Source organism: Sulfitobacter noctilucicola (assembly GCF_000622385.1).
Lineage (GTDB): Bacteria > Pseudomonadota > Alphaproteobacteria > Rhodobacterales > Rhodobacteraceae > Sulfitobacter > Sulfitobacter noctilucicola.
On sequence record NZ_JASD01000008.1, the window covers coordinates 962,047 to 984,389 of the forward strand.

18 protein-coding genes and 1 pseudogene are annotated in these 22,343 nt (G+C 54.6%); 8 read left to right on the forward strand and 11 right to left on the reverse strand.

Annotation, left to right across the window (positions count from 1 at the left end; genetic code table 11):
• Together Z946_RS0108475 and tsaD are read right to left on the reverse strand one after the other, a co-directional pair.
• A complete protein-coding gene (locus Z946_RS0108475) occupies positions 1-954 on the reverse strand; it encodes an NAD(P)H-dependent glycerol-3-phosphate dehydrogenase (RefSeq protein WP_025055303.1) in 954 nt (317 codons plus the stop codon).
• On the reverse strand, positions 951-2,042 hold the full coding sequence (gene tsaD / locus Z946_RS0108480) for a tRNA (adenosine(37)-N6)-threonylcarbamoyltransferase complex transferase subunit TsaD (RefSeq protein ID WP_025055304.1): 1,092 nt from the start codon (positions 2,040-2,042) through the stop codon (positions 951-953). Before tsaD ends, Z946_RS0108475 begins: the two co-directional genes overlap by 4 nt.
• A gap of 74 nt (positions 2,043-2,116) precedes the next feature.
• On the opposite strand from tsaD, the gene Z946_RS0108485 reads away from it, so the two are divergent.
• The gene (locus Z946_RS0108485; RefSeq protein ID WP_025055305.1) at positions 2,117-2,821 is read left to right on the forward strand and encodes a uroporphyrinogen-III synthase; all 705 of its coding nucleotides are present in this window, start codon (positions 2,117-2,119) and stop codon (positions 2,819-2,821) included.
• A gap of 55 nt (positions 2,822-2,876) precedes the next feature.
• On the opposite strand, the gene Z946_RS21505 is transcribed toward Z946_RS0108485, so the two are convergent.
• Entirely contained in the window at positions 2,877-3,365 is a 489-nt protein-coding gene (locus tag Z946_RS21505) for a lipase chaperone (protein ID WP_052836088.1), read from the reverse strand.
• Between Z946_RS21505 and Z946_RS20570 the strand changes: the two genes are divergently transcribed.
• Both Z946_RS20570 and Z946_RS0108500 read left to right on the forward strand, forming a co-directional pair.
• A complete protein-coding gene (locus Z946_RS20570) occupies positions 3,355-4,293 on the forward strand; it encodes a COG4223 family protein (RefSeq protein WP_241461315.1) in 939 nt (312 codons plus the stop codon). The two genes, Z946_RS21505 and Z946_RS20570, sit on opposite strands and share 11 nt — an antisense overlap.
• Before the next feature lie 13 nt (positions 4,294-4,306).
• A complete protein-coding gene (locus Z946_RS0108500; protein WP_025055308.1) occupies positions 4,307-5,815 on the forward strand; it encodes a heme biosynthesis protein HemY in 1,509 nt (502 codons plus the stop codon).
• 3 nt (positions 5,816-5,818) lie between these two features.
• Here Z946_RS0108500 and Z946_RS0108505 read toward each other — a convergent pair whose 3' ends face one another.
• Genes Z946_RS0108505 through Z946_RS0108515 form a run of 3 tightly spaced genes read right to left on the reverse strand, consistent with a single transcriptional unit; the run spans position 5,819 to position 9,806 of the window.
• Positions 5,819-6,604, reverse strand: coding sequence for a carnitinyl-CoA dehydratase (locus tag Z946_RS0108505; protein WP_025055309.1), 786 nt, complete (start codon positions 6,602-6,604; stop codon positions 5,819-5,821).
• An 11-nt stretch (positions 6,605-6,615) separates the two neighbouring features.
• Positions 6,616-8,646, reverse strand: coding sequence for an acetate--CoA ligase family protein (locus tag Z946_RS0108510; RefSeq protein WP_025055310.1), 2,031 nt, complete (start codon positions 8,644-8,646; stop codon positions 6,616-6,618).
• Positions 8,646-9,806, reverse strand: coding sequence for an acyl-CoA dehydrogenase family protein (locus tag Z946_RS0108515; protein ID WP_025055311.1), 1,161 nt, complete (start codon positions 9,804-9,806; stop codon positions 8,646-8,648). Before Z946_RS0108515 ends, Z946_RS0108510 begins: the two co-directional genes overlap by 1 nt.
• A gap of 160 nt (positions 9,807-9,966) precedes the next feature.
• Between Z946_RS0108515 and Z946_RS0108520 the strand changes: the two genes are divergently transcribed.
• From Z946_RS0108520 to Z946_RS0108530, 3 genes are read left to right on the forward strand one after another with little or no spacing between them, the layout of a single operon-like run.
• A complete protein-coding gene (locus tag Z946_RS0108520) occupies positions 9,967-10,608 on the forward strand; it encodes a CmcI family methyltransferase (RefSeq protein ID WP_025055312.1) in 642 nt (213 codons plus the stop codon).
• A 1-nt stretch (position 10,609) separates the two neighbouring features.
• Positions 10,610-12,409 carry an HAD-IIIC family phosphatase gene (locus Z946_RS21065; RefSeq protein WP_025055313.1) on the forward strand — a complete coding sequence of 600 codons (1,800 nt, stop codon included), beginning with the start codon at positions 10,610-10,612 and terminating at the stop codon, positions 12,407-12,409.
• Positions 12,402-13,286: a sulfotransferase gene (locus Z946_RS0108530; RefSeq protein WP_025055314.1), complete on the forward strand. Its 885-nt coding sequence runs from the start codon at positions 12,402-12,404 to the stop codon at positions 13,284-13,286. Before Z946_RS21065 ends, Z946_RS0108530 begins: the two co-directional genes overlap by 8 nt.
• A 27-nt stretch (positions 13,287-13,313) precedes the next feature.
• Here Z946_RS0108530 and Z946_RS20580 read toward each other — a convergent pair whose 3' ends face one another.
• The 3 genes from Z946_RS20580 to Z946_RS0108545 all read right to left on the reverse strand — a co-directional run bounded on the left by Z946_RS20580 (position 13,314) and on the right by Z946_RS0108545 (position 18,164).
• The gene (locus tag Z946_RS20580) at positions 13,314-14,081 is read right to left on the reverse strand and encodes a sulfotransferase family protein (RefSeq protein WP_025055315.1); all 768 of its coding nucleotides are present in this window, start codon (positions 14,079-14,081) and stop codon (positions 13,314-13,316) included.
• On the reverse strand, positions 14,078-16,966 hold the full coding sequence (locus tag Z946_RS21070; protein WP_160170274.1) for a glycosyltransferase: 2,889 nt from the start codon (positions 16,964-16,966) through the stop codon (positions 14,078-14,080). The genes Z946_RS20580 and Z946_RS21070 overlap by 4 nt, the downstream gene beginning before the upstream one ends.
• A gap of 412 nt (positions 16,967-17,378) precedes the next feature.
• Positions 17,379-18,164, reverse strand: a complete 786-nt coding sequence (locus Z946_RS0108545; protein ID WP_025055317.1) for an ABC transporter permease — start codon at positions 18,162-18,164, stop codon at positions 17,379-17,381.
• A gap of 338 nt (positions 18,165-18,502) precedes the next feature.
• Between Z946_RS0108545 and Z946_RS0108550 the strand changes: the two genes are divergently transcribed.
• Complete coding sequence (locus Z946_RS0108550) at positions 18,503-19,582, forward strand: KpsE/RkpR family capsule polysaccharide export protein (protein WP_152540568.1); 1,080 nt, start codon at positions 18,503-18,505, stop codon at positions 19,580-19,582.
• An 11-nt stretch (positions 19,583-19,593) separates the two neighbouring features.
• A complete protein-coding gene (locus Z946_RS21805) occupies positions 19,594-20,262 on the forward strand; it encodes an ABC transporter ATP-binding protein (RefSeq protein ID WP_081780802.1) in 669 nt (222 codons plus the stop codon).
• A 76-nt stretch (positions 20,263-20,338) separates the two neighbouring features.
• Here Z946_RS21805 and Z946_RS0108555 read toward each other — a convergent pair.
• Together Z946_RS0108555 and Z946_RS0108560 are read right to left on the reverse strand one after the other, a co-directional pair.
• A pseudogene (locus tag Z946_RS0108555) lies at positions 20,339-21,394 on the reverse strand (glycosyltransferase family 4 protein); the annotation flags it as partial.
• Positions 21,387-22,316 (reverse strand): glycosyltransferase, encoded by a 930-nt coding sequence (locus Z946_RS0108560; protein WP_025055320.1) that lies wholly within the window; start codon positions 22,314-22,316, stop codon positions 21,387-21,389. The pseudogene Z946_RS0108555 and the gene Z946_RS0108560, both read right to left, overlap by 8 nt.
• Positions 22,317-22,343 lie beyond the last annotated feature (27 nt).

The window sequence follows — 22,343 nt, forward strand, 5'->3', positions numbered from 1 at the left end:
TTATTCTTCCTTTAAGGGTCGGGTGAGAAGCGATTCCATCGCCTGCGTGACGTCGATCCGCCGTTCAAGCAACGCGGCAACTGCTGTGGTTATTGGTAAATCCAAACCGGCTTCGCGGGCAAGCGCATCAACAGCAAGTGCTGTGGCGGCACCTTCAACAGTTGTCGTTGCATCGAATGGTATCCCACGACCCAAAGAAAGGCCCAAACAGTAATTCCGCGACTTTTCCGATGTGCAGGTCAAGGTGAGGTCGCCAAACCCCGATAGACCAGCGAGAGTGGTCGGCAGCGCATTGCGATAGATGGCGAGCCTTTGCATTTCGGCAAAACCGCGCGTCATCAAAGCGGCGCGCGCGCTTTCGCCCAAACCGGCACCAATCGCCGCACCACAAGCGATTGCGATGATGTTCTTCATGGCACCACCCAGCTCAGCGCCCGCTGTGTCAGTGCTCCGATAAAGCCTTAGGTTGTCTGTTGTAAGGGTAGACTGCAAAGTCCGGCAGATGTCGTCATCCGCACATGCCAGTGTCAGCGCCGTTGGAAGCCCGGCAGCAATGTCAGTCGCAAAACTTGGCCCCGTCAGCACCGCAGGTACCGCATCAGGAACGCTTTGCGAGATCACGCCCACAGGCCCCAGACCGGTTTCGAGCTCAATACCCTTGCAACATGCGACCAGTGTTTTTCCCTGTAGTAGAGCCTGATTGGCAATGAGAAACGCTCTGAGCTTCTGCATTGGTACTGCAATCAGAATTACCTTTGCTTCACACGCACGCGCGCAAACATCTGTTATTGAGAGGTTTTCGGGAAAGGCGCCTCCGGGCAATCGCCGTGCATTAACGCGTTCGTTGGCCATTTCGCCGATATCGCGGGCCCATAACGTAACAGGCTCTTTATTCGCCAAGGATATTGCCAATGCAGTTCCGAATGCACCCGCCCCGAGAACAGCGACGTTCATGCTTTTGGCCCCTTTTTCCCGCTGCCAAGCATCGCGGGCTGCGCTGTATCCAAGGGCCAGCGAGGGCGAGCAGATAGTTTCAAGTCGTCTTCGCTTCGCAGTGTTGATTGCTCAGCGGCTGCATAAGCGATCATGGCTGCATTGTCCGTACACAGGGCCAGCGGGGGCGCAACAAAGGATGCTTTCTGATCAGACGCAACAGTCTCTAATGCACTGCGAATGGCTGTGTTGGCAGCCACACCTCCTGCGACACACAGGCTTCGTTGAGCAGCATCTGGATAGCTCGCAAACGCGTTGCGAGTCTTTGCTGCTAAAACATCGACAACAGCGGCTTGAAATCCAGCAGCTAGGTCACACTGATCCTGTACCGTGAGGCCGCCGTTCTCCTTAACAAGCTGGTCCCGTGTACGAAGCACTGCAGTCTTGAGGCCGGAAAAGGACATGTCGCAACCGGCGCGGTCCAGCAGGGGGCGGGGGAAGGCAAAGCGGCGATTATCCCCATTTAGAGCCGCACTTTCAATCGCCGGACCGCCTGGCTGGCCAAGTCCGATCAGCCTTGCCACCTTGTCAAAAGCCTCGCCCGGGGCGTCGTCGATTGTTCCTCCAAGTCGCGTAAAGTCATCCGCGTCCTTCACCAGCAAAAACTGGCAATGACCACCGGAAACAAGCAGCATCAGATAAGGGTATTCAACGCCGTCCGTCAGGCGCGGCGTTAATGCGTGACCGGCAAGATGATTTACACCGTAAAGGGGTTTGCCGGTCGCGGCTGACAAACCCTTTGCGCACATCACGCCTGAAACCACCCCTCCGATTAGGCCGGGCCCGGCTGTTACGGCAATCGCGTCAATGGCTCCAAGGGTCATATTTGCCTGTGTCAGAGCCTGTTCCACGCAAAGATCAAGCTTTTCAGCATGTGCGCGGGCTGCGATCTCTGGGACGACACCGCCGAAAGCGGCATGAAGATCAGTCTGGTCGGCAACGATTGATGACAGAATGGCAGGTGGTCCGGAAACTGGTAAATGAACAACAGCTGCTGCCGTATCATCACAGCTGCTTTCCAGTCCGAGTATGGTGAGAGGTGGCCGCATGTCTGCTTTCCGTTGCAAGGAGGCTGGTCGAGAGGTAACACCGCAAACCATGGCAAACAATGCTTTGACTCCAGATGATTGACCGGTCGCTTTTGTTGACCCGACCCGAAAAAGCCGCGCGGCGCTTTGTTGCGGAGCTGGATCAGAGGTGTCTTGTCTCGGTCGATATCTGTTATTCGCCGGTGCTTGATATTGTTCCAACCCGTTCTCCGATCGATCTGACGGGTTATCACAGCGTGATTTTCACATCCGGTAATGCTGTTGCCCTTGTGCCGGAAGTGACGGGCATGAACGCTTTCTGCGTTGGCCCCGGAACGGCTGAACAGGCAAGTAGTCGAGGATGGAACGTGTCATACACGGCGCAAGATGCTGATGATCTGGTGAAAGCAATGATGCGTTTTCGTCCAGACGGGCCGATCTTGCATATCGCTGGTGCCCACCGCCGTGGCGAAGTCGCAGAGCGACTACGTGATACCGGGCTGACCGTTGACGTTGTGACTGTCTATGACCAGCAGCCGCTACAGTTGAATGCTCAGGCAAAGGCGATGCTGGATGGGGAACGCCCTGTCATCCTTCCCCTTTTTTCGCCGCGCAGTGCAGAGCAGTTTCTTTCTCAAGCAGAACGGTTGGCCAATGTGCATGTAATCGCCATTAGTGACGCGGTCGCACGCTTGATAATTGGCAAGCCGGTATCTGCTGTTGAGACAGCGCCGCTGCCGAATGGCACAGCAATGCGGCAAATGGTTGAAATGGTCTTGCGGCGCGATAGCTTAGCTTGAAGGTGGACAGCTTTGGCGGGTAAGGTCAAAGCGTTAAACTGACTGAAAGTCAGAATCAGAAGGGTATGCACGTGGCGAAAGCAAAGAAACCAGCGTCCGACAGCAAGTCGAGCACACCGGAATCCAACGATACATCGCCAGAAAAGACAGGTGCAGCACCAAAGGCTTCGACAACAAAAAGCAAAACACCTTCTGCAGCAAGTAAAGCCACCTCGGCGAAGAGCGGCGCGTCAACAGCCTCCAAATCGACATCTAGCGAGGCATCGAGCAGCCCTGCGCCAAAAAAGAGCACAGCCTCTAAGAGCGCTGCGGCAAGTTCGAAGGCTGCGTCAAGCACCAGTGGTACATCTGGCGTGCCCAAGACACAGCCAACCAAAAAAGATGCTGCGAAGCCGACAGAGGCTGCAAAAGCCACCGATCCTAAAACGACCACACCCGATACTTCAACATCATCAGATGCAAAACCGGAACCAACCAGGTCGACCTCCGCTGAAACAGCAGCGACTACTACAGCGGTTGCGGCAACAAGCAGCTTGCCCGCCACAACACCGCCGCCCGAAGAAAAACGCAGTATTTTCTGGCCGCTGGTTCTGGGTGGGATGATTGCAGGTGGGATCGGTTTTGCCGCATCCGAATTGAATGTGTTCAATACCCGTGTTGATACGGACCGGATTTCCCAATCTCTTGACGCTCAGGGTGAACGGCTAGCGGCGCTCGAAGCTGTTGAACCGACCGCGCCCGAAACGCCTGATCTAAGTGGTATCGAAGCAGGCATTGCCAGCATCGAAACGATGGTTGGTGAATTTGAGGAGCGTCTGAAAGAGCTGGAAGGCCGACCCGTTGTCGCAGGTGACGGTTCTGCCCAATACGCGCAGGACCTTGCTGCATTGCAAACCTCTGTCGAGGAGCAGAAAGCGGAGATTGACCGCTTGCTTGAGAATGCCCAGAGCATCGAAGAGGCGACCTCGGAGGCGGCACAGCGTGCAGATGTACAAGCCGCTTTGGCCAAGATCATGTCAGCCATGACCACTGGCTCAAGCTTTGAATCCGAGGTTGGCGATTTGCAGAACAGTGGAATATCCGATGTGCCGGAAGCACTGGCAGGACCCGCCGCTGACGGTGTGGCCACCTTGTTGAAGCTGCAGACAGATTATCCCGATCAGGCACGCGCGGCCCTTTCCACGGCACGTGCTTCTGGCGCAGACGATGGTGAAGCAGGTCTGGGTGGTTTTCTGAAACGTCAGTTGGGCGCGCGTTCTGTCGCGCCACGTGATGGCGCAGGGCCCGATGCCGTACTGTCACGCGCAGAAGCGGCCGTACGCGACGGGCAGATATCTCAAGCGTTGACCGAGATCGAAACGCTCCCCCCCGAGGCGCAGGACGCCATGGCAGACTGGATTGCCGCCGCCCGCGCCCGCGCGGACGCCGAAGCTGCCGTACAAGACCTGTCGCAACGCCTGACGGCAAACTGAGAAAGTTGAATTTATGTTGTGGTCATTGATCAAGATTGTCGTTTTTGTTGCCGTGGTGGCGGCGTTGGCGTGGGGTGCAGGCTATCTTCTGGAAAGCCAGGGCGGCGTTCAGGTTACTGTCTTGGGTACAGAATTCAGCTTTGGACCTTTACAGTCGGTTATCGCGGTCATTGTCCTGTTGGTTGCGGTTTGGCTTTTGCTCAAGATTTTTTCGTTGCTGGTGGCCACGTGGAAATTCCTTAACGGCGATGAGACTGCGCTGTCCCGCTATTTTGACCGCAACAGAGAACGCAAGGGATTCGACGCTTTGTCCGAAGGTCTGATGGCGCTTGCCAGCGGCGAGGGGCGTGTCGCACTGGCAAAAGCGCAGAAGGCTGACAAATATCTGAACAAGCCTGCGCTGACCAACTTGCTGACAGCACAAGCTGCCGAACTTGCCGGTGATCGCAAGATGGCAGAAGAAACATACCGCAAGCTGGTGGCTGACGAATCCACGCGTTTTGTCGGTGTGCGTGGCATCATGAAACAAAAGCTGGCTGAAGGGGATACCGACACAGCCCTGAAGCTTGCGGAGAAAGCCTTTGCGCTTAAACCCAAGCACGGGGAAACAGGTGATATTCTGCTTCAGCTTCAGGCACAGAAAGAAGACTGGACCGGTGCGCGTAAAACGCTGAGCGCCAAGTTGAAGAACGGCCAGTTGCCGCGCGACGTCCATAAACGCCGCGACGCGGTACTGGCGCTTTCCGAAGCGCGTGAAGTGTTCGACGAAGGCAACGATATAGCCGCCCGCGAATCCGCTATCGAAGCAAACCGTATGTCGCCTGATCTGATCCCGGCCGCTGTAATGGCAGCGCGTGGATATATCGAGCAGGGCAAACCACGTTATGCAGCGCGTGTACTGGCAAAGGGATGGAGCGTTCATCCCCATCCTGATCTTGCCGCCGCATTTGCGGAGATCGAACCGGATGAAAAGCCCGCAGCGCGCATCAAGCGCTTTAAGGCATTGACCAAATCAAAGCCGGATCATCCCGAAACCAAGATGCTGAACGCCGAGCTTTTCATCGCTGACGAAGATTTTCCTGCAGCACGTCGTGCGCTGGGCGATTTGGTGGAAACAGACCCGACTGCACGTTCTGTCACCTTGATGGCAGCAATTGAACGAGGCGAGGGTGCATCAGATACCGTTGTGAAAGGCTGGCTTGCTCGCGCGCTGACAGTTTCGCGTGGCCCGCAATGGATTTGCGACAATTGCCAGCACATCCATCATGATTGGGCACCGATGTGCACCAACTGCAAAAGCTTCGATACACTGACCTGGAAAACCCCGCCTATGTCCGAAGTCGCGATGCCGGGTGGCGTGCAGATGCTGCCGCTGATTGTTGGTGCGGTTGAGGACCAGTCCGGTGCTGACGGCGCGGGCGCTGTGGCGACGGTCTCTGATATCGAAGAAGCGCAGCTGGTAACTGATCCGCCGGCAATGTCTTCGGAAGCTACAGATAAGGACGGAAAAACAGCCTCTTAGGGGCTATTTTCCTTTCCAGACCGGATCACGTTTTTCAGCAAAGGCGCGCGCGCCTTCCAGTTGGTCATCCGAGGAGTAAAGAATGTCCACGCTTGGTAGCTGGCGCTGGGTAATGCGGTTCATTGCATCCTGAAACTTGGAATCTTCCGCATCCCGAACGATCTCTTTGATCGCGGCATAAACAAGCGGAGGGCCCGAGGCCAGCAGTTCGGCAAGCGCCCATGCGCGCTCCATTAGTTGGCCAGCAGGAACCACTTCGTTGATCAAACCCCATGACTTTGCTTCGGAGGTATCGAACCAACGGCCTGTCAACAAAAGCTCCATTGCGATGTGGTAGGGGATGCGCTTGGGAAGTTTGACGGAGGCGGCATCGGCCACCGTACCCGAACGGATTTCGGGCAGGGCAAAGGTGGCACTATCAGATGCAATGATCATGTCTGCGCTTAGGGCAAGCTCCAATCCCCCTCCGCAAGCGATGCCGTTCACTGCCGCGATAATCGGTTTGTTCAGACCGCGCATTTCCTGAATGCCGCCGAAGCCGCCAACACCGTAGTCACCATCGACAGCATCACCATCAGATGCGGCCTTAAGATCCCAACCGGGACAAAAGAACTTGTCGCCCGCACCTGTAATGATGGCGACGCGAAGATCAGGATCATCCCGAAAGTCCCGAAATACCTCGCCCATCAGGCGCGACGTCTTGAGGTCGATGGCATTTGCTTTTGGCCGGTCCAGCGTAACTTCGAGGATTGGTCCCTCACGGCGGGTTTTGACGGGGCTGTCCGACATAAGCAGTCCTTTCAGGGTTTTCGCCGCAGAAGCGCGTCAACGGCGATGGTATCGGTCGAGGTGCAGATAAGAGGGTTAATTTCGATTTCCTGCAAGGTGTCGCGGTGTTCAATCGCATAGTTCTGGACGGCACGTATTGCTGCCAGAAGAGACGGCATATCAACCGGGTCCGCCCCTCTGTAGCCCCGCAGGACCGGGGCAAGTCTGAGCGTTTGAAGCGCTTCTGTGATTTCGTCGTCCGTCGCGGGCAGCAAAAGCGTTGCCGTATCCGCAAGGAGTTCGGTCAAGGTGCCGCCAGCGCCAAGGGTAAGGATGAAGCCGTGAACAGGATCATTCAGGACGCCAACCAAAAGTTCTGTCACCGTCCCTGTAATCATTTCCTCGATCAGGAATCCGGTCGCGTCCATTGTGCGGGCTGCGTCTAGTGTCTGTTCCTTGTTGGCAAGATTTAGCCTTACAGCGTTAGCTTCCGTTTTATGGGCAATGCCTTCGCCCTTTAGAACCTGCGGATAGCCGACAGTGTCTGCGGCTGTTTCGATTTGCGGAAGGGTTTCGCATCGGCAGGAGAAGGGAACGCGCAAACCCTGAAGCGCCAGCGCCGCTTTGGCCTCCCGTTCCGTCAAAACATCGGAAGGTCCGCCGCTATTCGGCAAAAGCAGGGGTGCGCTGTTGTAGCCCTTGCAAGAGGCAGCGGCCGCAGCAGCGCCAAGCGCTTCGGTCAGGCCGGAAAAAGGTACAACTCCGGCTTCCAGAAGTTGCGTTGCTACGGCCTCGGGCATCAGTTCGGGAAGAGTTGAAGCCATCCCGTAACGACGCCCCGTCCGCGCGGATGCGGCAATGGTTGCCTCAATAACACAATCCCAGTCGGAAGGATCACAATGATCGGCGCGGGGGAAGTCAACGATCAGAATAGTAAGGGCAATGTCCGACCCCGAAAGCGCGGCAAAAGTGCGGGTCATCGCGCCAACATCGCGCCAGATATAGGTGTGATAGTCGAGCGGGTTCGCCAGTGCGACACGAGGACCAAGAGCACTTCGCAGATCCGTGGTTTGTTGCTCGTTTAGGGCGGGAAATGTGACACCACAATTTAGGCCGGTGTCGGCGGAAAGGCTTGCTTCTCCGCCGGAACAACTAATCGTTGCAATCGCATTTGAGGGAAGGGGGCCACCGGCATGTAGCAGCTTGAGCGTTTCAAGAAATGTTGGCAGGTCGTTGACGCGCGCAATCCCAAGGCGGCGCAACAAAGCTGTTGCACCTGCATCATGTCCCGCCAGCGAAGCCGTATGCGAAACCGTCGCAGCTTGTGCCTGATCCGAGCGCCCGACTTTGATGGCGACGATCGATTTACCCACCTGATGGGCATGCGCTGCCAATGCCTCGAACGCGCGCAGATCACCGATCCCTTCAATATGCAGTCCAAGCGCGGTGACGCGGGGATCATCCAGCAGTGTTCTGCCAATATCGGCCAGCCCTGCCTGCGCCTGATTGCCCGCGGTCACGACATATGCCAGCGGCAATCCACGCGTTTGCATGGTCAGGTTGATCGCAATATTCGAGCTTTGTGTAATGATCGCCACGCCGCTCTTTACGGATTTCCCTCCATGTTGGTCGGGCCACAGCAAGGCACCGTCAAGGTAGTTCACATAGCCATAGCAATTTGGCCCGAGGATCGGCATCTTGCCTGCGGCCTTGAGAAGTTCAGCCTGAAGATCGGCACTGCTTGAATCTTCTGCCTGTGCCTCCAGAAAACCTGATGCGAAACAGACAGCACCGCCCGCATCCATGTCAGCAAGGGTACGTACGATCTTGATAGTTGTCTCGCGGTTGACTCCGATAAAGGTGGCATCAGGCGCAGAAGGAAGCGCATCAACGCTGCGGAAAACCGGCAGCGTTTCAATGGTGTCTGCGCTGGGGTGGACGGGCCAGATATTACCACTGAACCCCATCTTTCGGCTTTGCAGGATCACCTGTGTACACCACGCGCCTCCGCCCACCACCGCAATGCTTTGCGGACGCAGAAGCCGGTCCAGATCTAGCGTCATCAGGCCCCCAAAGGCCGCAACAGATCACGCGAGATGATATGCCGCTGAATCTCGGAAGTGCCGTCCCAGATACGTTCAACCCTGGCATCACGCCAGAAACGCTCGATCGGGAAATCGTCCATCAACCCCATGCCACCGAAAATCTGCAACGTCGTGTCTGTTACGCGGGCCAGCGCTTCTGACGCATAGAGTTTAGCGGAGGCGATTTCGCGGTTTGCCGGCATCCGCTGATCCAACCTCCACGCCGCCGCGAGGGTCAGCCAGTCGGCAGCGTCGATTTCGGTGATCATATCGGCGATCTGGAAACTGACACCCTGAAACTTGCCGATTTTCTGACCGAACTGTTCACGCTCCGCCGCATAGTTCAGAGCGTAGTCAAAGCACCTTCGTGCTCTGCCCACGCTGAATGCAGCGACCGTGATGCGCGTGGCATAGAGCCATTCGTTCATTACCGCGAAACCACCGTCAACCTCGCCCAAGACCTGCGCATCTGGCAAACGACAGTTATCAAAATACAGGATACAGTTTTTGTATCCCTTGTGGCTGACAGAGCTGTATCCGTCGCGCACTTCAAATCCGGGCGTGCCGCGATCCACCAGAAATGTTGTAATCCGTTTCTTGGGGCCTTTCGGCGTCTCATCAACACCGGTGGCAATGAAGACGATGAAAAAATCGGCGTGTTCCGCGCCGGAGATGAAGTGCTTTGATCCGTTCACAACCCAATCACCGCCGTCGCGTGTGGCCGTACATTTCATCCCCCGCACATCCGACCCTGCGCCGGGCTCGGTCATCGCCAGCGCGTCCATTCGCTCACCGCGAACGGCAGGCAAAAGATAACGTTCGCGTTGTTCCGCGTTGCAGGCCATCAATATGTTCTGTGGACGGCCAAAGAAGTGGGTGAGCGCCATTGATCCACGTCCAAGCTCGCGTTCTACTAGCGTGAAATCGACATGGGACAGTCCAGCACCGCCGACCTCTTCGGGGAAGTTGCAGGCATAAAACCCAAGGTCGATAACCTTCTGTTTTATATCTTCGCCCAAGCCCTTTGGCACCTGTCCCGTCCGCTCGACTTCGGCTTCGTGAGGGTAAATCTCGTTTTCTACAAAACTGCGCACAGTAGAGACGATCATCTCTTGTTCGTCACTCAGACCAAAGTGCATTTAGGTATCCCGTTTCGTCGCTGCTTTGGGCGATCTTATGCGGAACGAAACGGAATTCTATCGCAAAAGAGACGATATTAATCTTCTCTTTACCGCTTTTGGGGCAGAACGAAATGAAGAGGCTGCCGTGCAATGCGGTGGCTGAAGGATAAGGCTGGTTATGATCCGTTCATTCAAGACGCCCTTCACCCGGCCCCAGTTGGGTGCCTACCACAAGGGCGTGATGCATTATCACTACCGCGACGTGATGTGTAATAAGTCACCGATTGATATCGCGCTGTATCTGCACCTGTTTCATGCGGTCAAACCGGGCTCATTTATTGAGATCGGTACAAAACACGGCGGCTCGGCCTTGATGTTCCGTGATGTGGCCAAAATGTACGACTTTGACACCCAGATTGTCACGATAGATACCGCCCCACCTGATGCAGACGACCGATTTGACGGCATCAGTTTTGTGAAGGGCGATGTCATGGCGCTAGAGGATACATTCACACAGAATGCCCTGTTTGACCTGCCGCGCCCCTGGATTTTATCCGAAGACAGCGCGCATACCTATGATGCCTGTATGGCAGTGCTGGACTTCGGTGCGACCCATCTGAAAGCGGGTGAATACCTCATCATGGAAGACAGCGTTTTGGCGGAGCTTGATCTGGCCGACCGGTTTGATGGCGGCCCCAGCCGTGCGCTTGAGGCATTTCTGACCGCCCGTCCGGATATCTACGAAATAGACACATCTTACTGTGATATGTTCGGGGTCAACGCGACGACGAACCCCAACGGCTATCTAAGGCGGCTGTGATATGGGGCTCGCGCTAGATCATTCCAGAACACCGCTATTCTCGGAAGATATTCGCCTGATCATCTGGGATCTGGATGAGACGTTCTGGGATGGCACCATAACCGAAGAAGGGATGACGTATCGGCAGGATCACCACGATCTGGTCATTGATCTGGCGAAACGCGGGATCATGTCCTCCATTTGTTCCAAGAATGACCACAATCGCATTGAAAGCACTCTGCGCGAAAGCGGGCTTTGGGATTATTTCATCTTTCCCAGCATTGATTGGACACCGAAGGGACCACGTATCCAATCAATGCTGACGCAAGTAGGATTGCGCGCGGGATCGGTGTTGTTCGTCGACGATAACAATATGAATCTGGCTCAGGCTGCTCATATGAACCCCGGTCTGAACGTCAGTCTACCCACGGTTATCCCCGAACTCGGCTCCGCTCCCCAAATGCTTGGCAAAGCAGATCCTAAATTGACAAGATTGGCGCAGTACAAGCTGAATGAACGCAAAACGGCTGATGTAGTGCGCGGCGGCGGTGATACCGTTACTTTTCTACGGCATTCAAATGTGCGGGCTTTTATTGAATACGATGTTGAGTCGCATCTTGATCGCGCCATTGAGCTGATCAATCGGACGAACCAGTTGAACTTTACCAAAAAGCGTTTGCCTGAAGATATGGCGGCAGCGCGTGCCGATCTGCTCGCGGTTTTGTCCCACAATACAACTGACGCAGCGTTGATACGTGTGCGCGATGACTACGGAGATTACGGCTTCGTCGGCTTTTACCTCACCCGCAGAATTGGCAACAAACGACACGTTGAGCATTTTTGCTTCTCCTGCCGGACATTAAACATGTTCGTTGAACACTGGGTCTACGGCATTCTGGGCCGTCCACTTCTGACTTCTGTTGGTGAAGTTTTGACCGATCCGACAGCAACCGAAATTGATGTGGACTGGATCACGCCGGTGTTTGCAAGCGACATGGCGACAGAAGAGCCGCCATCGTTGGCGCTTTTCGACCGTATCTACGCGAGGGGCGGTTGCGATCTTGCAAGCCTTCTTCACTATTTCTCACTGCATACAAAGCACGTTACCGAGGAACTGAACCTACCCAAAAACGGACAGATGTTTCGACGTGATCATACGTCCTTTCTAGTGCCCGCGCTTGAGGATGGCTTGACAGAACCGCAGTTGGAGGCGGCGCGGCTGCTTGGCTATGAACCTCAAGATTTCGAGACCGAGATGATGGTTTGTTCCCGTGATAAAACACTCTTTCTTTTGAGTTTTTGGGCAGATGCAGACATCCCGGTCTATCGCCATGAAACGGGGCTTGAGGTTCCTTACTGGCTGGTTGGCGCACAGAACCATAATCTGATCGCGAGGGAAGAGCTGCGCAGTGCTGTCGCTGAGACAGATGTCCAGCGGGAGCGGCTGGATTCTCTGTGTAGCGCTTTCAGACACCAAGGCTTGTTATCAGACGACGAAATGCGCCGCCGTTACACCCTGATCCTTGACCGTTTGCCAGCCGATGCGGCCGTGATCATCGTGCTGGCGAATGAACGCGGCCCGGTTCACTATCAGGACCCATCCAAACCGAACCACCCGCATCACAAACGTCTTAACGAAGTGGTGAAAAGTGCTGCCGGTACGCGGAAAAACGTAATTCTGTTGGACCCAATGCAGCATATCCAGTCCGCCAGCGATTTGATTGATCTCAACCATTTCAAAAGACCCGTCTACCACCGGATGTACAATGACGCGCTGACGCAGCTGACAACGCTGCAGGGTGAGGAGATCGCCAATGGGTAACGCGCGGCTGTTTGAAAACCTGTTTCTAAGTGTCGGTGCCATGAAGGCCGGCACCACATGGCTTTATGCGGTTTTTGCGCGTCACCCCGCGCTGCATTTCGCGATGGAAAAAGAGATCCATTATTTCTACCACCGCTACGTTAATCAGGACCAGCTAAGCGAAACTTACCGCCTGCGCGAAGCGCGGCACCGCTATTTGCACCGTTTCGATCCCGAGAAGGCAAACATTGATGCGGTCCGGGCAAATTTGCGCTGGGTAAGTGCGTATCTTGAACGACCCGTCGATGACTATTGGTACCGCAACCTTTTTCAGATGCGCGATCATCAGGTCTATGCATGTGATTTCTCCAACCTGCACTCGCAGTTGCCGCAGGAAGCCTGGCCGCAAATTGCTGACAGGTGTGACCGGCTGCGTGTGATGTATACCATGCGCGACCCTGTTGCGCGGCTTTGGAGCCATGCCAAGTTCCACCTACAGTTGACCGGCCACCTCGATAAGCTGGACAGCTGGGGCCCCGACCAGTTCGAAGAATTTGTGCGCCGCCCTCACATCTGGGTTAACGCGGAATACGGTCGGGTCTTGCGCAATTTGCGCAAGGGCCTGAAACCCGAAATGACCAAGGTGATGTTCTATGAAAACCTGCATCATGACCAACGCGGCACATTGCGCGAGATCGAAGAGTTTCTAGGCATCCCGCCATTCGACTATCCCGAAGCATTGTTGGCGCAACGCTTTACCGAAAGCGTCAGCCACCGAATGCCCGCCTTCTTTGCTGATTTATTCAAGGAAGACGTCGCGCGTATCTGCGGGGAAGTCGAAGCGGAGGGATACAAAATTCCTGATCAATGGTACGCAGGCCAACCCGTACCTGCCTGAATGTAAACAGCTGAGGTCTGGATAACATCAGACGGCGGCAAGGCGGTACATTTGTTCAGGTGCCACAGATTGCTCTGACAGGCGCTGGGCGTATTGAAACAGCGACAAATCATCAGCGTTCGTTTCAAGCAATAGTTGCCGCATGTCGGGTGAGATGGCATGTGCGCTTTGCTGACCTGTCGCGTTGGCTACGACCGGTTTCCAATCAAATGAGCCAACGCGTCTACTGACAATTGCTTTCAGGCGGTCCATCGCTGCGGCAAAATCGGATACAATTCCCAGCACGCCGGTGCGCGATATCTCTCTCAAACTGTGCATCGCTCGATCCAGGTCCCTTCCCGGCGTGGTAGGAGACAATATCGACATCCGGTTGGTTTGAAAGTTCCTACATTGACGGTCGCCATTGATAGAAAGGCGAGCATGGACATATCCGGCAAACCCGTTCTGGCGCGCTAGTCTCGTGCCGAAGGTGTCCGCCTTCTGTACCCGTTCAAAACGGTAAGCTGAGGCGATCCTTTCAACCGGGTCGCGCAACATCGTTACAGGGATAATCTCGACCCCTTCCAGAACCGGGATCGGGCCAAGCATTGTATGGGTTGAAAAGGCGACGGCATCTTGGTCTTCGCTAATCCATTTCGCTAAATCCGCCGTATTGTCCTGGCCTAAACTCGTAAACTCACGACTGACCCAGCGACCCGCGTAGTTGTCGCGCAGGATGTGATCGACGGACGTGCCTGCATTCTTGAACAGGTGATTGTGCAGTATAACGGAACGCAGCGGTTTGTTCATGGTCATGCGTGCGCACCATAAAGCTCCGCTGCCTCAAATGCTTCGCGCATCAGATGCCGGCCCTGTTCGAAAGAAAAGCTACGGTGCATATAAGTTCGCGCATTTTGCGAGATTTTTTCCCACAGATCATCGTCCGTATTTAGACGTGCGATAGCTTCGGCCCAGTCGGCAGGTTTCTCTGCAACAAAACAATCGTGACCTGACCGAAGTCCGATACCTTCTGCAGCGATGGGGCTGACGACACAGGGGATGCCATGCGCGAGGGCGCTTATCACCTTACCTTTTATGCCCGCCCCCGACAGCAGCGGTGCAACAAAAACGCGGTGGCTGTTGTATGCTTCGGTCACATCTTGCACAAAGCCGTGCGCTGTGACGTAGGCGGATCGCATTGCGCGGATCTCATCGCTCATACCGGAGCCGTAAATCGTGAGGTGGTGCGACGCGTTCTGACCTGCCAGCAAAGGCATCACGTTACGCACAAACCACCTGACACCTTCCGCATTCGGATGATGATGAAAGCTGCCGAGGAAAGAGAGACCATGTCGGGCACCCGCCGCCGGGACAGCGTCGGGCACATCGACAACCCAAGGACATCTGACAACAGTGCATTCGCCGTCCGTGTAGGCCTGTATTACGGAGTGTTCGACTTCGTTATATGAGAGGACAACATCAACAATACGGATCACATCGATTTCTTCGGATCGGGTCTTACGCGCCCGATCGAGCATGTCAGCATCCGCTTCGCTCTTGGCGGCACGTAATTCGCGCAGGAAATGCAAATCTGCGTTGTTGAACAGTATTTTAGCATTGGGTGCCTGACGTCTTATTTGCTCAAGCACATTTTGCGCAACATAGTAACGCGTAATATAGAAAGCATCGAAATCACCGGCATGACGGTCAAGATATTCGCTTGGATTCATAAAGAATGGAGCATGAACCACCTCAACGCCGGATTTCTGCAAGTCTTCGGTGTAGCGGCCAAGGTGTGCCATATTGGTGGATATGAAGGTCACTTTGTATCCCAGCGACTGCACCAGCTTCATTTCCTGCAAGGCCGCATATGAGCCGGCATCCTTGTCGGCACGCGGCGGGGCGTAGTCAATAAAGAGAACCCTGCCGATGATACCGCGGTCCTTTTCCAGATCCGGGGTTTCTCCTTCGACGCCATGGGCGGCATAGGCACGCGCCCACTGTCGCTTGAACTTGGGCCGGTTCACCTCCTGATACTTCTTAAATCCGGTGGAAGTATCGGTGCCTGATGTCATGCCCTCAAAGTGATAGACGACCGAAGATGGGATAAACCAAGTTTGGTAGCCCGCATCCCTTACCTTGAACGAAAGATCGGTGTCTTCGAAATACATCGGTTCCAGATAGGACGAAAGACCCCCGACCTCCTGCCATATTTTGGTTGGCACCATGAGCGCCGCACCAGATAGATAGTCGGCTTGTCGGGCATAACAGTAACGCGGGTCATTGGGGTTTTGGCCGCTTCCGTAGTTCCACGGATTGCCCGACCCCCAAATGATCCCACCCGCATCTTGCAGGTCGCCATTCGGATAGAGCAGCTTTGACCCAACAAGCCCGACATTTTCGAAACGCTCTGTCCCTGCGATCAATTCGTCCAGCCAACCGGCGGTCACTTCGACATCGTTGTTCAGCAGCGCGATATACTTGCCACGCGCACGATCCGCCCCTGCATTGCAGGCCCGGATAAAGCGCTGGGCAACAGGGTGGCGCACAACAGTGATGCCGCTCACCAGCGTTTCAAGCGTTGCAGTTTCGTCAGTCGATGCATCGTCGACCACGATCACCTCAAACGTTGCTTTGTTGTATCCTAAAAGCAGCGAGCAAAGTGCAAGATACGTCAGGTCGATATTGTTATGCGCGGGAATGATAACAGACACTTCGGGGGCATCTATCTTGGGAAATTGCAGCGGTAGCCGGACGACGTTCCCCGGTCCCCCCTCAAGCGTGTTCAGCGCATGGGTCAATTGGGAGAGATCAAGTTCCGCACCCGCACCAGCGATCACGGCCTTGAGTGCACTGTATCGATGGGGCGTCTGCGGCAAGAGAGCATTGGGAAACGGTGCAGAAGATTCCCGTCGCATCACATCTTCGGGTGTAACGATGTAGGGCATCAATTGATGATGCTCAAAAAGGACAACCGAACCGGACCGGTCTTTGAGGGACAGATGCCGGACGTGGCCATTGAGATATTTCGATGGCAACCTGACAACGTTATCACCTGCTGTAATACTCAGCGCTTCAACATGTTGACCGTCAATGCTCAGTACGAGTTCAAGATCTTTGGCGGATTTGCAGACAAGGCTGTGCCCGTAGTTTTCACTCACTTCAAACTCTGGTGCCGGCATGGGCAGAATAGGAAGCACATCGCGCCCCACCTGTACCGAGAGACCCTGACCCGGAGCGAGGACATTTGGCAATGGCGCGCTGATCCATTGGCCGTCGGTCACGTCATCCGCGCCGTAAATCCACTCAGGTTGCAGGATCAGCGGATGGTCACCGCCGGCATCGGCATCCGCCACGTGGATATCTGCCATAAACAGGAAGGGTTCGATGCCTTTGTCATCCGGCAGGTGATTGCGGTATTCGATTTCGATTGAGATATCGCAGGATTGAAAATGAGCGGGAAGAGGTTGGACGATTTGCGCATAGCCCTCCCGCTTTGGTCCGCCCGGAAAGGTCGTGTCAAAGGGCAGGAAATGACGTTCTTCCTGAAGCGAGACCGGATCGCGCAGGATCAGGCAAAGGCTTGCCGCAGCGCGATGTGCTGCCAAGCTGACCTTGAACGCCATTCCATCCTCGACTTTGGGAATGTGGATTTGGCGGTCGAAAAAAATCTGGCAGGGCGCATCGTATTTATTGATCATCAGCTGCACAGTTTGACTGGAGCGCAAAGTCCAATCCTCAAGATGATTGACCCAACAGGCGTAAACTTCACCCGGGACCCCTTCGGGAGGCAGAGAATGAGAAGCTTGAGACAGGTCCTTTGTAGCCAATCGGTAAACTGAAGGGCGGTTTAGTTGCGGTAGCCCGGACTGATCGCAAATCTGAAACGGTGACAGGCTATCGCCCAATCTGATGTCCATCGGTCGCGCAGTATCGACACGCTTCACGTTGCCGAAAACTGTCCCGTCCAACATGACAAGACATCTTAGTTCAGAGAAAAAATCGAGAGACACGACGACAAACCTTAAATTCCGGTGCGCAAGCACATTGGTAAACAAGGGTTAATACCGCATAGATTATCTTAAATTTGAGTTAACTCGAATTGTAGCTGCCCTACTTATCCAGAATATCACGGTGATAGCGGTTCAAAAGAAACAGTCCCGCCATCGCTGTAAGGGCCGCAATCGCAAGCGGGTAGACCTTTGACACGTAGGTCGGTTGATAGAAGGGATAAAAACCGTCCCGCATCAGTCCTGCGATGTGCACAATCGGATTGAACCAAAGATAATCCGAATAAGGCTGCGGCACGGTTTCAAAGATGAAGAACACGCAGGAAACCAAAAACAGTGGACGGTTCAGGATGGACCAAGCTGTGTTCCAAATTGGATAGGCCAATGTCAGAAAGCTGTTCAGCGTCCCAACCCCCAAGGCAAGGACGAGTGTAAGCCCGTAGGCCTGTCCGATCTTTGAATAGTCCAGCGTCGTCGTTGGCTTGAGATAGATCAGAATAAAGCCGAGCACGATAAAATGGACCATCATCTGGGTCATCACATTCAAAACAAACCGGGCAATCAGTGCATCAAGGAATGTGATTCTGGGATAGGCTAGCAACGCCTGACTGAATTGCACCGTCTGGGCGAGTTTGGCCGAGATGTCAGTGTACATCATCAATGGCAGAATGCCGGCCGCATAAAACAGGGCGAAACTGGTGCCCAATGGCGGGGTCCGAAAGCCAATTGAAAAGACGAGCGTCAGCAAAGTGATGCCAGCGGCCGGCTCTAATACAGCCCAAACATAACCGCCCGGTGAACGGCCATAGGTCGTGATGAGCTCGCGCAGGATTAACGCGCCGATTGCACGCGGCGTGGCGAAGGGGGAGGTGTGAACGCGAAGTGACACGGGTAAATCTGGCGGCTGCGTCAAAGTAACCTCTTCAATAGTTAAGGTTACCAAAAATTAACCTTAACCAGAATACTCTCCCATAAATACAACCAAAAAGTTAATGGATGATGCCAGACCAATTTTCGAGACATGAAAACGCTATCGGCAGGATCCGCCAACTCAAGCAAACAGAGCCCGAAGCCGGCGGCGGAACCCCCACCAAGCCGCTGATTCTGGACAAAGCACTAAATCAAACTGCCCCGCCTAAACAAAAGCCAGCGCTGCAAATACCGAAGTTCGATATTAAGCCACCGGCAAAGAGAGCAAGGCCACGCCGCCGCCATCGGTTTCTGCTTGTGAGCTTCATACTCTTTGTTCTCTCACCCATTGTTCTGTCGTCCTATTACCTTTGGGTAAACGCGGCTGATCAGTATGCCTCACGGGTCGCATTCTCTGTCCGGACGGAGGAAAAAAGTTCCGCGATTGAGCTTTTGGGAGGCATTACAGAGCTTTCCGGATCAAGCTCCTCCGATACGGATATTCTTTTTGCTTTTTTATCCAGTCAGGAGCTGGTGTCTCTTGTCGACAGTGATGTGGGACTTCGCAACATCTGGTCGAAGGTCAGTGTCGAGCGTGACCCGTTTTTCGCTTTCGATCCCGCCGGCACGATCGAGGATTTGCAGGAACATTGGTCGCGCAAAATCTCGATCGTCTATGATAGCAGTACGGGTCTGATTGACCTTGAGGTGCTTGCGTTTGATCCGGCCGACGCCCGTCGGGTCGCACAGGCGGTGTTGGATGAATGCGCCGAGATGATCAACAGCATCTCGCGCATTGCACAGGAAGATTCCATCAGGTTTACCCGCGAGGAATTGGCCAGTGCGGTTGAAAGACTGAAAGCCGCGCGCCGCGCTTTGACCGAATTTCGTAATCGTACGCAAATTGTCGACCCCAGCATCGATACGCAAAACCAGATGGGTCTGCTGGTCACGCTCCAGCAGCAACTGGCGGATGCATTAATTGATTCAGATCTTTTGCGGGATACGACCCGAGAAAGCGACCCGCGTGTTCTTCAGGCCAACCGGCGCATTGAAGTTATCGAGGCTCGAATTCAGGAAGAACGGCGTAAGCTAGGGCTGGGGAAAGACGGCGAAAGCGGACAAGTCTTCGCAAATCTGGTCGGCGAATACGAAGGGCTGATCGTGGATCGTGAATTTGCCGAAGTTGCCTATACTGCGGCGCTTGCTGCGCATGATTCTGCGTTGGCGGAAGTGCGCAAACAAAGCAGGTACCTCGCGGCCCATGTGAAACCAACGCTGGCCGAGAAAGCGCAGCACCCGAAACGGGAGATCATCATTTCGTTGATCGCTCTGTTCTCGTTTTTCACATGGTCGATTATGTGTCTTGTTTTCTACAGCCTTCGCGATCGAAGCTGAGCTACAACGACATGATCCATCTCGATAATCTTTCCAAACATTTCCCGACGCGGCGTGGAAAGAAAGTGATTGTTCAAAACCTGACCGCGACCTTTCCAACCGGCGAAAGCGTCGCTTTGCTGGGGCGGAACGGTGCAGGAAAAAGTACATTGCTCAAGCTTATTGCGGGGACGATCAGGCCAACATCGGGCCGCGTGTTGTCGACGGGGACGATATCCTATCCGGTCGGGTTTCAAGGCTCGTTCCACCCTGACCTTACAGGCATTCAGAACACGCGATTTGTCGCGCGGTTGTACGGGATGGACAGCGATGACCTTGTCGCCTTTGTCGAAGACTTTGCCGAACTGGGGCCGCATTTTCGTATGCCGCTCAGAACGTATTCGGCTGGAATGAAATCACGCTTATCATTTGGTGTATCTATGGGCATTCCTTTTGACACCTATCTTGTGGACGAAGTGACAAGCGTCGGCGATGGGGCGTTCCGTCACAAAAGCGTACAAGTTTTCGACAAGCGAAATGAAACAGCAGGTGCGATCGTCGTCACACATTCACCGCCGATGGTGCGGCGTCTATGTTCGATGGCGGCGGTGTTGGAAAAGGGGCATCTGCAGTTTTACTCAGATCTGGAAGCAGCGCTGGACCATCATGAATATAATCTGTCACTGCCGCCGGAACGATAGGCCGGTTCAGGATGGATTGAACCAAGGTCAGAACGTTCTTGTTAAAAATCTCAGTTGACCAGGTATGTTGCCATACGTTCTTGATGGCTTCTGAAAAGACATGCCTGTTAGCTTCATAACGTTCCAGAAGCGCGGTAATCTCCCTGCCGTCCTGAGCAAGATCGGCACATTCGATCATCAAGCTGCACGGATGCTTTGATATCAGATCCTCAGCTCCATCAAAGTTACGCAGAATAATGGGCAGGCCAGCTTCGAAAGCTTCCAAAGCGCCTATCGGGGTCCCCTCGTAGCGGGATGTCAGCAGGTAGGCGTCGGCTTGCGAGAGGGCATGACGCACGTCGGGCAGGGGGCCTGAAAACTCGATTTTAGCGAAAATTTCCGAAGGGACCAAGGTGGCGATGTGCGTCTGGAAATCAGGTTCATCGGTTCCCGGCCCACAAAGGTTAAGCCGGTAATTTCGTGGCAAGTGTTCAAGAACTCTTACTGCGGTATCGTAATCCTTCTGGTGGCCGGTGCGTCCTGTCATGACGATCCGCTTTACACTTTTGTCACGTGAGGCAGGAATAGGCCGCAGATTCGAGCAGTTTGGGAGGGTGTGAACACGATGGCGTGCCAGCCTTTTGGCGCTCGCATCCCGGGCCATCCATCCAGCCATGCGTAGGTTCAGAAAAACAAGATCTTGGGAGGAGGAACAGGCAATCAACAACTGTTCCAGACAACTGCTAAGTTTGTGAATCCAGAACGGATAGCCCGGTCCGTAAGGCATGCCATGATGGGTAAATGCCACAGGGCAGGCGGGTCGCCACAGGCGAAGAGTGAGTAGAATCCTCAACACAAGAACCTGAAGCCGCGCATGGACCCAGATCAGATCAGGTTGTTGATCAGAGATAGCGGAAATCAGACCTGATATACCGCGCCATTGATGAGTGAGTGATGGTTTTTTGGTCAGTCCGCGCACAACCTTGTGACGCGCGCTGGTTCGGGCAAGCGGGGTATAGCCGCCTTCATCGCGGTCGCTGATGACGATAATATCAGCATATCGATCCAATGCATCCACCAGATGCAGAATGTGCCGGGGGACACCTGATGGGCGGCCATCTCCGCCAACTAGCACAATTTTTGGTTTAGGCACATCCAAGTCCGGCAGCCCCCCAAAATCCGAGTGTATGCATTTTACTTTGCCGATACGGTGCCACAGAGCGCAAAGCCAGCAGACGGGCCAAACCTTCCTGTGTGCGGGCTTGTTCAAACTGTTCCAGAATTTGCCGTGCGTCCGGCGTGAGAAGGTCGGATACCAAGGTCAAAGCCGCAATATTTCCATCAAGCCGTTCTGTGAAAAGGCCACGTAACACCCCGAGTTTCCGCCTGATCTGCTGCACCATGCCGACGCCCGCGCCGATCTGGTTTCTGGCGTGCTGACGATAAAGAATGTCGGGTGTGGAATTGTCGAAAAGAATGGCACCTGAAACGCCCGTCATCAAAAGGTAGAGCCACCAGTCATGCGCAAAAACGGGACCTGACCGTAGGGCTGCCGCTTGGGCCAACCGCGCAGCAGGCGGGTTTATCATCATGGTGTTTCCTGCCGCTACATTTTCGATCAACGCATTCCTAAAGGTGAATGGTCTGCTCATTTTTGCGGAGGCGAATTTGCGGTCATTGCCGGAGTGCCAGACATAATGACGCCCGCAACTAAGTGCGGGGGCCACGTGAGACGACAAAGCCTTAACCGAATTGGTTAGTTTCCGAGGGAGCCAGACGTCGTCCTGGTCCGCAAAACAGACATGGCCCGCATCAGGTTTCAGCGTTGCGATGAGTGACATGTAATTCGCCGAGAACCCGCGCTCTGGTCCGGATTGGATACTAACGCGGTCCGGGAAGCTATGCGAAAACCGATGCAGGATATCGCGACTTTGGTCGGTCGAGCCGTCATCGCTGGCTATCAGATTCCAGTTCTTATGCGTCTGGTCTGCAATACTCTTTAATTGTTCTTCCAGATGCAGCGCGCCGTCGCGAACACCCATCAGAATCGTGACCTTGGGTTCCGGAATATTCATAGGGGCGCACGGTTTCATCATCCCGTC

What these genes read in the sequence shown, in the direction of transcription:
- Z946_RS0108560 (WP_025055320.1), bottom strand. Translation starts at nt 22,316, where the DNA reads ATGAATATTCCGGAACCCAAGGTCACGATTCTGATGGGTGTTCGCGAC.
- tsaD (WP_025055304.1), bottom strand. Translation starts at nt 2,042, where the DNA reads ATGCGGCCACCTCTCACCATACTCGGACTGGAAAGCAGCTGTGATGAT.
- Z946_RS0108505 (WP_025055309.1), bottom strand. Translation starts at nt 6,604, where the DNA reads ATGTCGGACAGCCCCGTCAAAACCCGCCGTGAGGGACCAATCCTCGAA.
- Z946_RS0108475 (WP_025055303.1), bottom strand. Translation starts at nt 954, where the DNA reads ATGAACGTCGCTGTTCTCGGGGCGGGTGCATTCGGAACTGCATTGGCA.
- Z946_RS21070 (WP_160170274.1), bottom strand. Translation starts at nt 16,966, where the DNA reads ATGATCAATAAATACGATGCGCCCTGCCAGATTTTTTTCGACCGCCAA.
- Z946_RS20580 (WP_025055315.1), bottom strand. Translation starts at nt 14,081, where the DNA reads ATGACCATGAACAAACCGCTGCGTTCCGTTATACTGCACAATCACCTG.
- Z946_RS0108530 (WP_025055314.1), top strand. Translation starts at nt 12,402, where the DNA reads ATGGGTAACGCGCGGCTGTTTGAAAACCTGTTTCTAAGTGTCGGTGCC.
- Z946_RS0108485 (WP_025055305.1), top strand. Translation starts at nt 2,117, where the DNA reads ATGATTGACCGGTCGCTTTTGTTGACCCGACCCGAAAAAGCCGCGCGG.
- Z946_RS0108520 (WP_025055312.1), top strand. Translation starts at nt 9,967, where the DNA reads ATGATCCGTTCATTCAAGACGCCCTTCACCCGGCCCCAGTTGGGTGCC.
- Z946_RS0108500 (WP_025055308.1), top strand. Translation starts at nt 4,307, where the DNA reads ATGTTGTGGTCATTGATCAAGATTGTCGTTTTTGTTGCCGTGGTGGCG.
- Z946_RS21065 (WP_025055313.1), top strand. Translation starts at nt 10,610, where the DNA reads ATGGGGCTCGCGCTAGATCATTCCAGAACACCGCTATTCTCGGAAGAT.
- Z946_RS0108515 (WP_025055311.1), bottom strand. Translation starts at nt 9,806, where the DNA reads ATGCACTTTGGTCTGAGTGACGAACAAGAGATGATCGTCTCTACTGTG.
- Z946_RS21805 (WP_081780802.1), top strand. Translation starts at nt 19,594, where the DNA reads ATGATCCATCTCGATAATCTTTCCAAACATTTCCCGACGCGGCGTGGA.
- Z946_RS0108510 (WP_025055310.1), bottom strand. Translation starts at nt 8,646, where the DNA reads ATGACGCTAGATCTGGACCGGCTTCTGCGTCCGCAAAGCATTGCGGTG.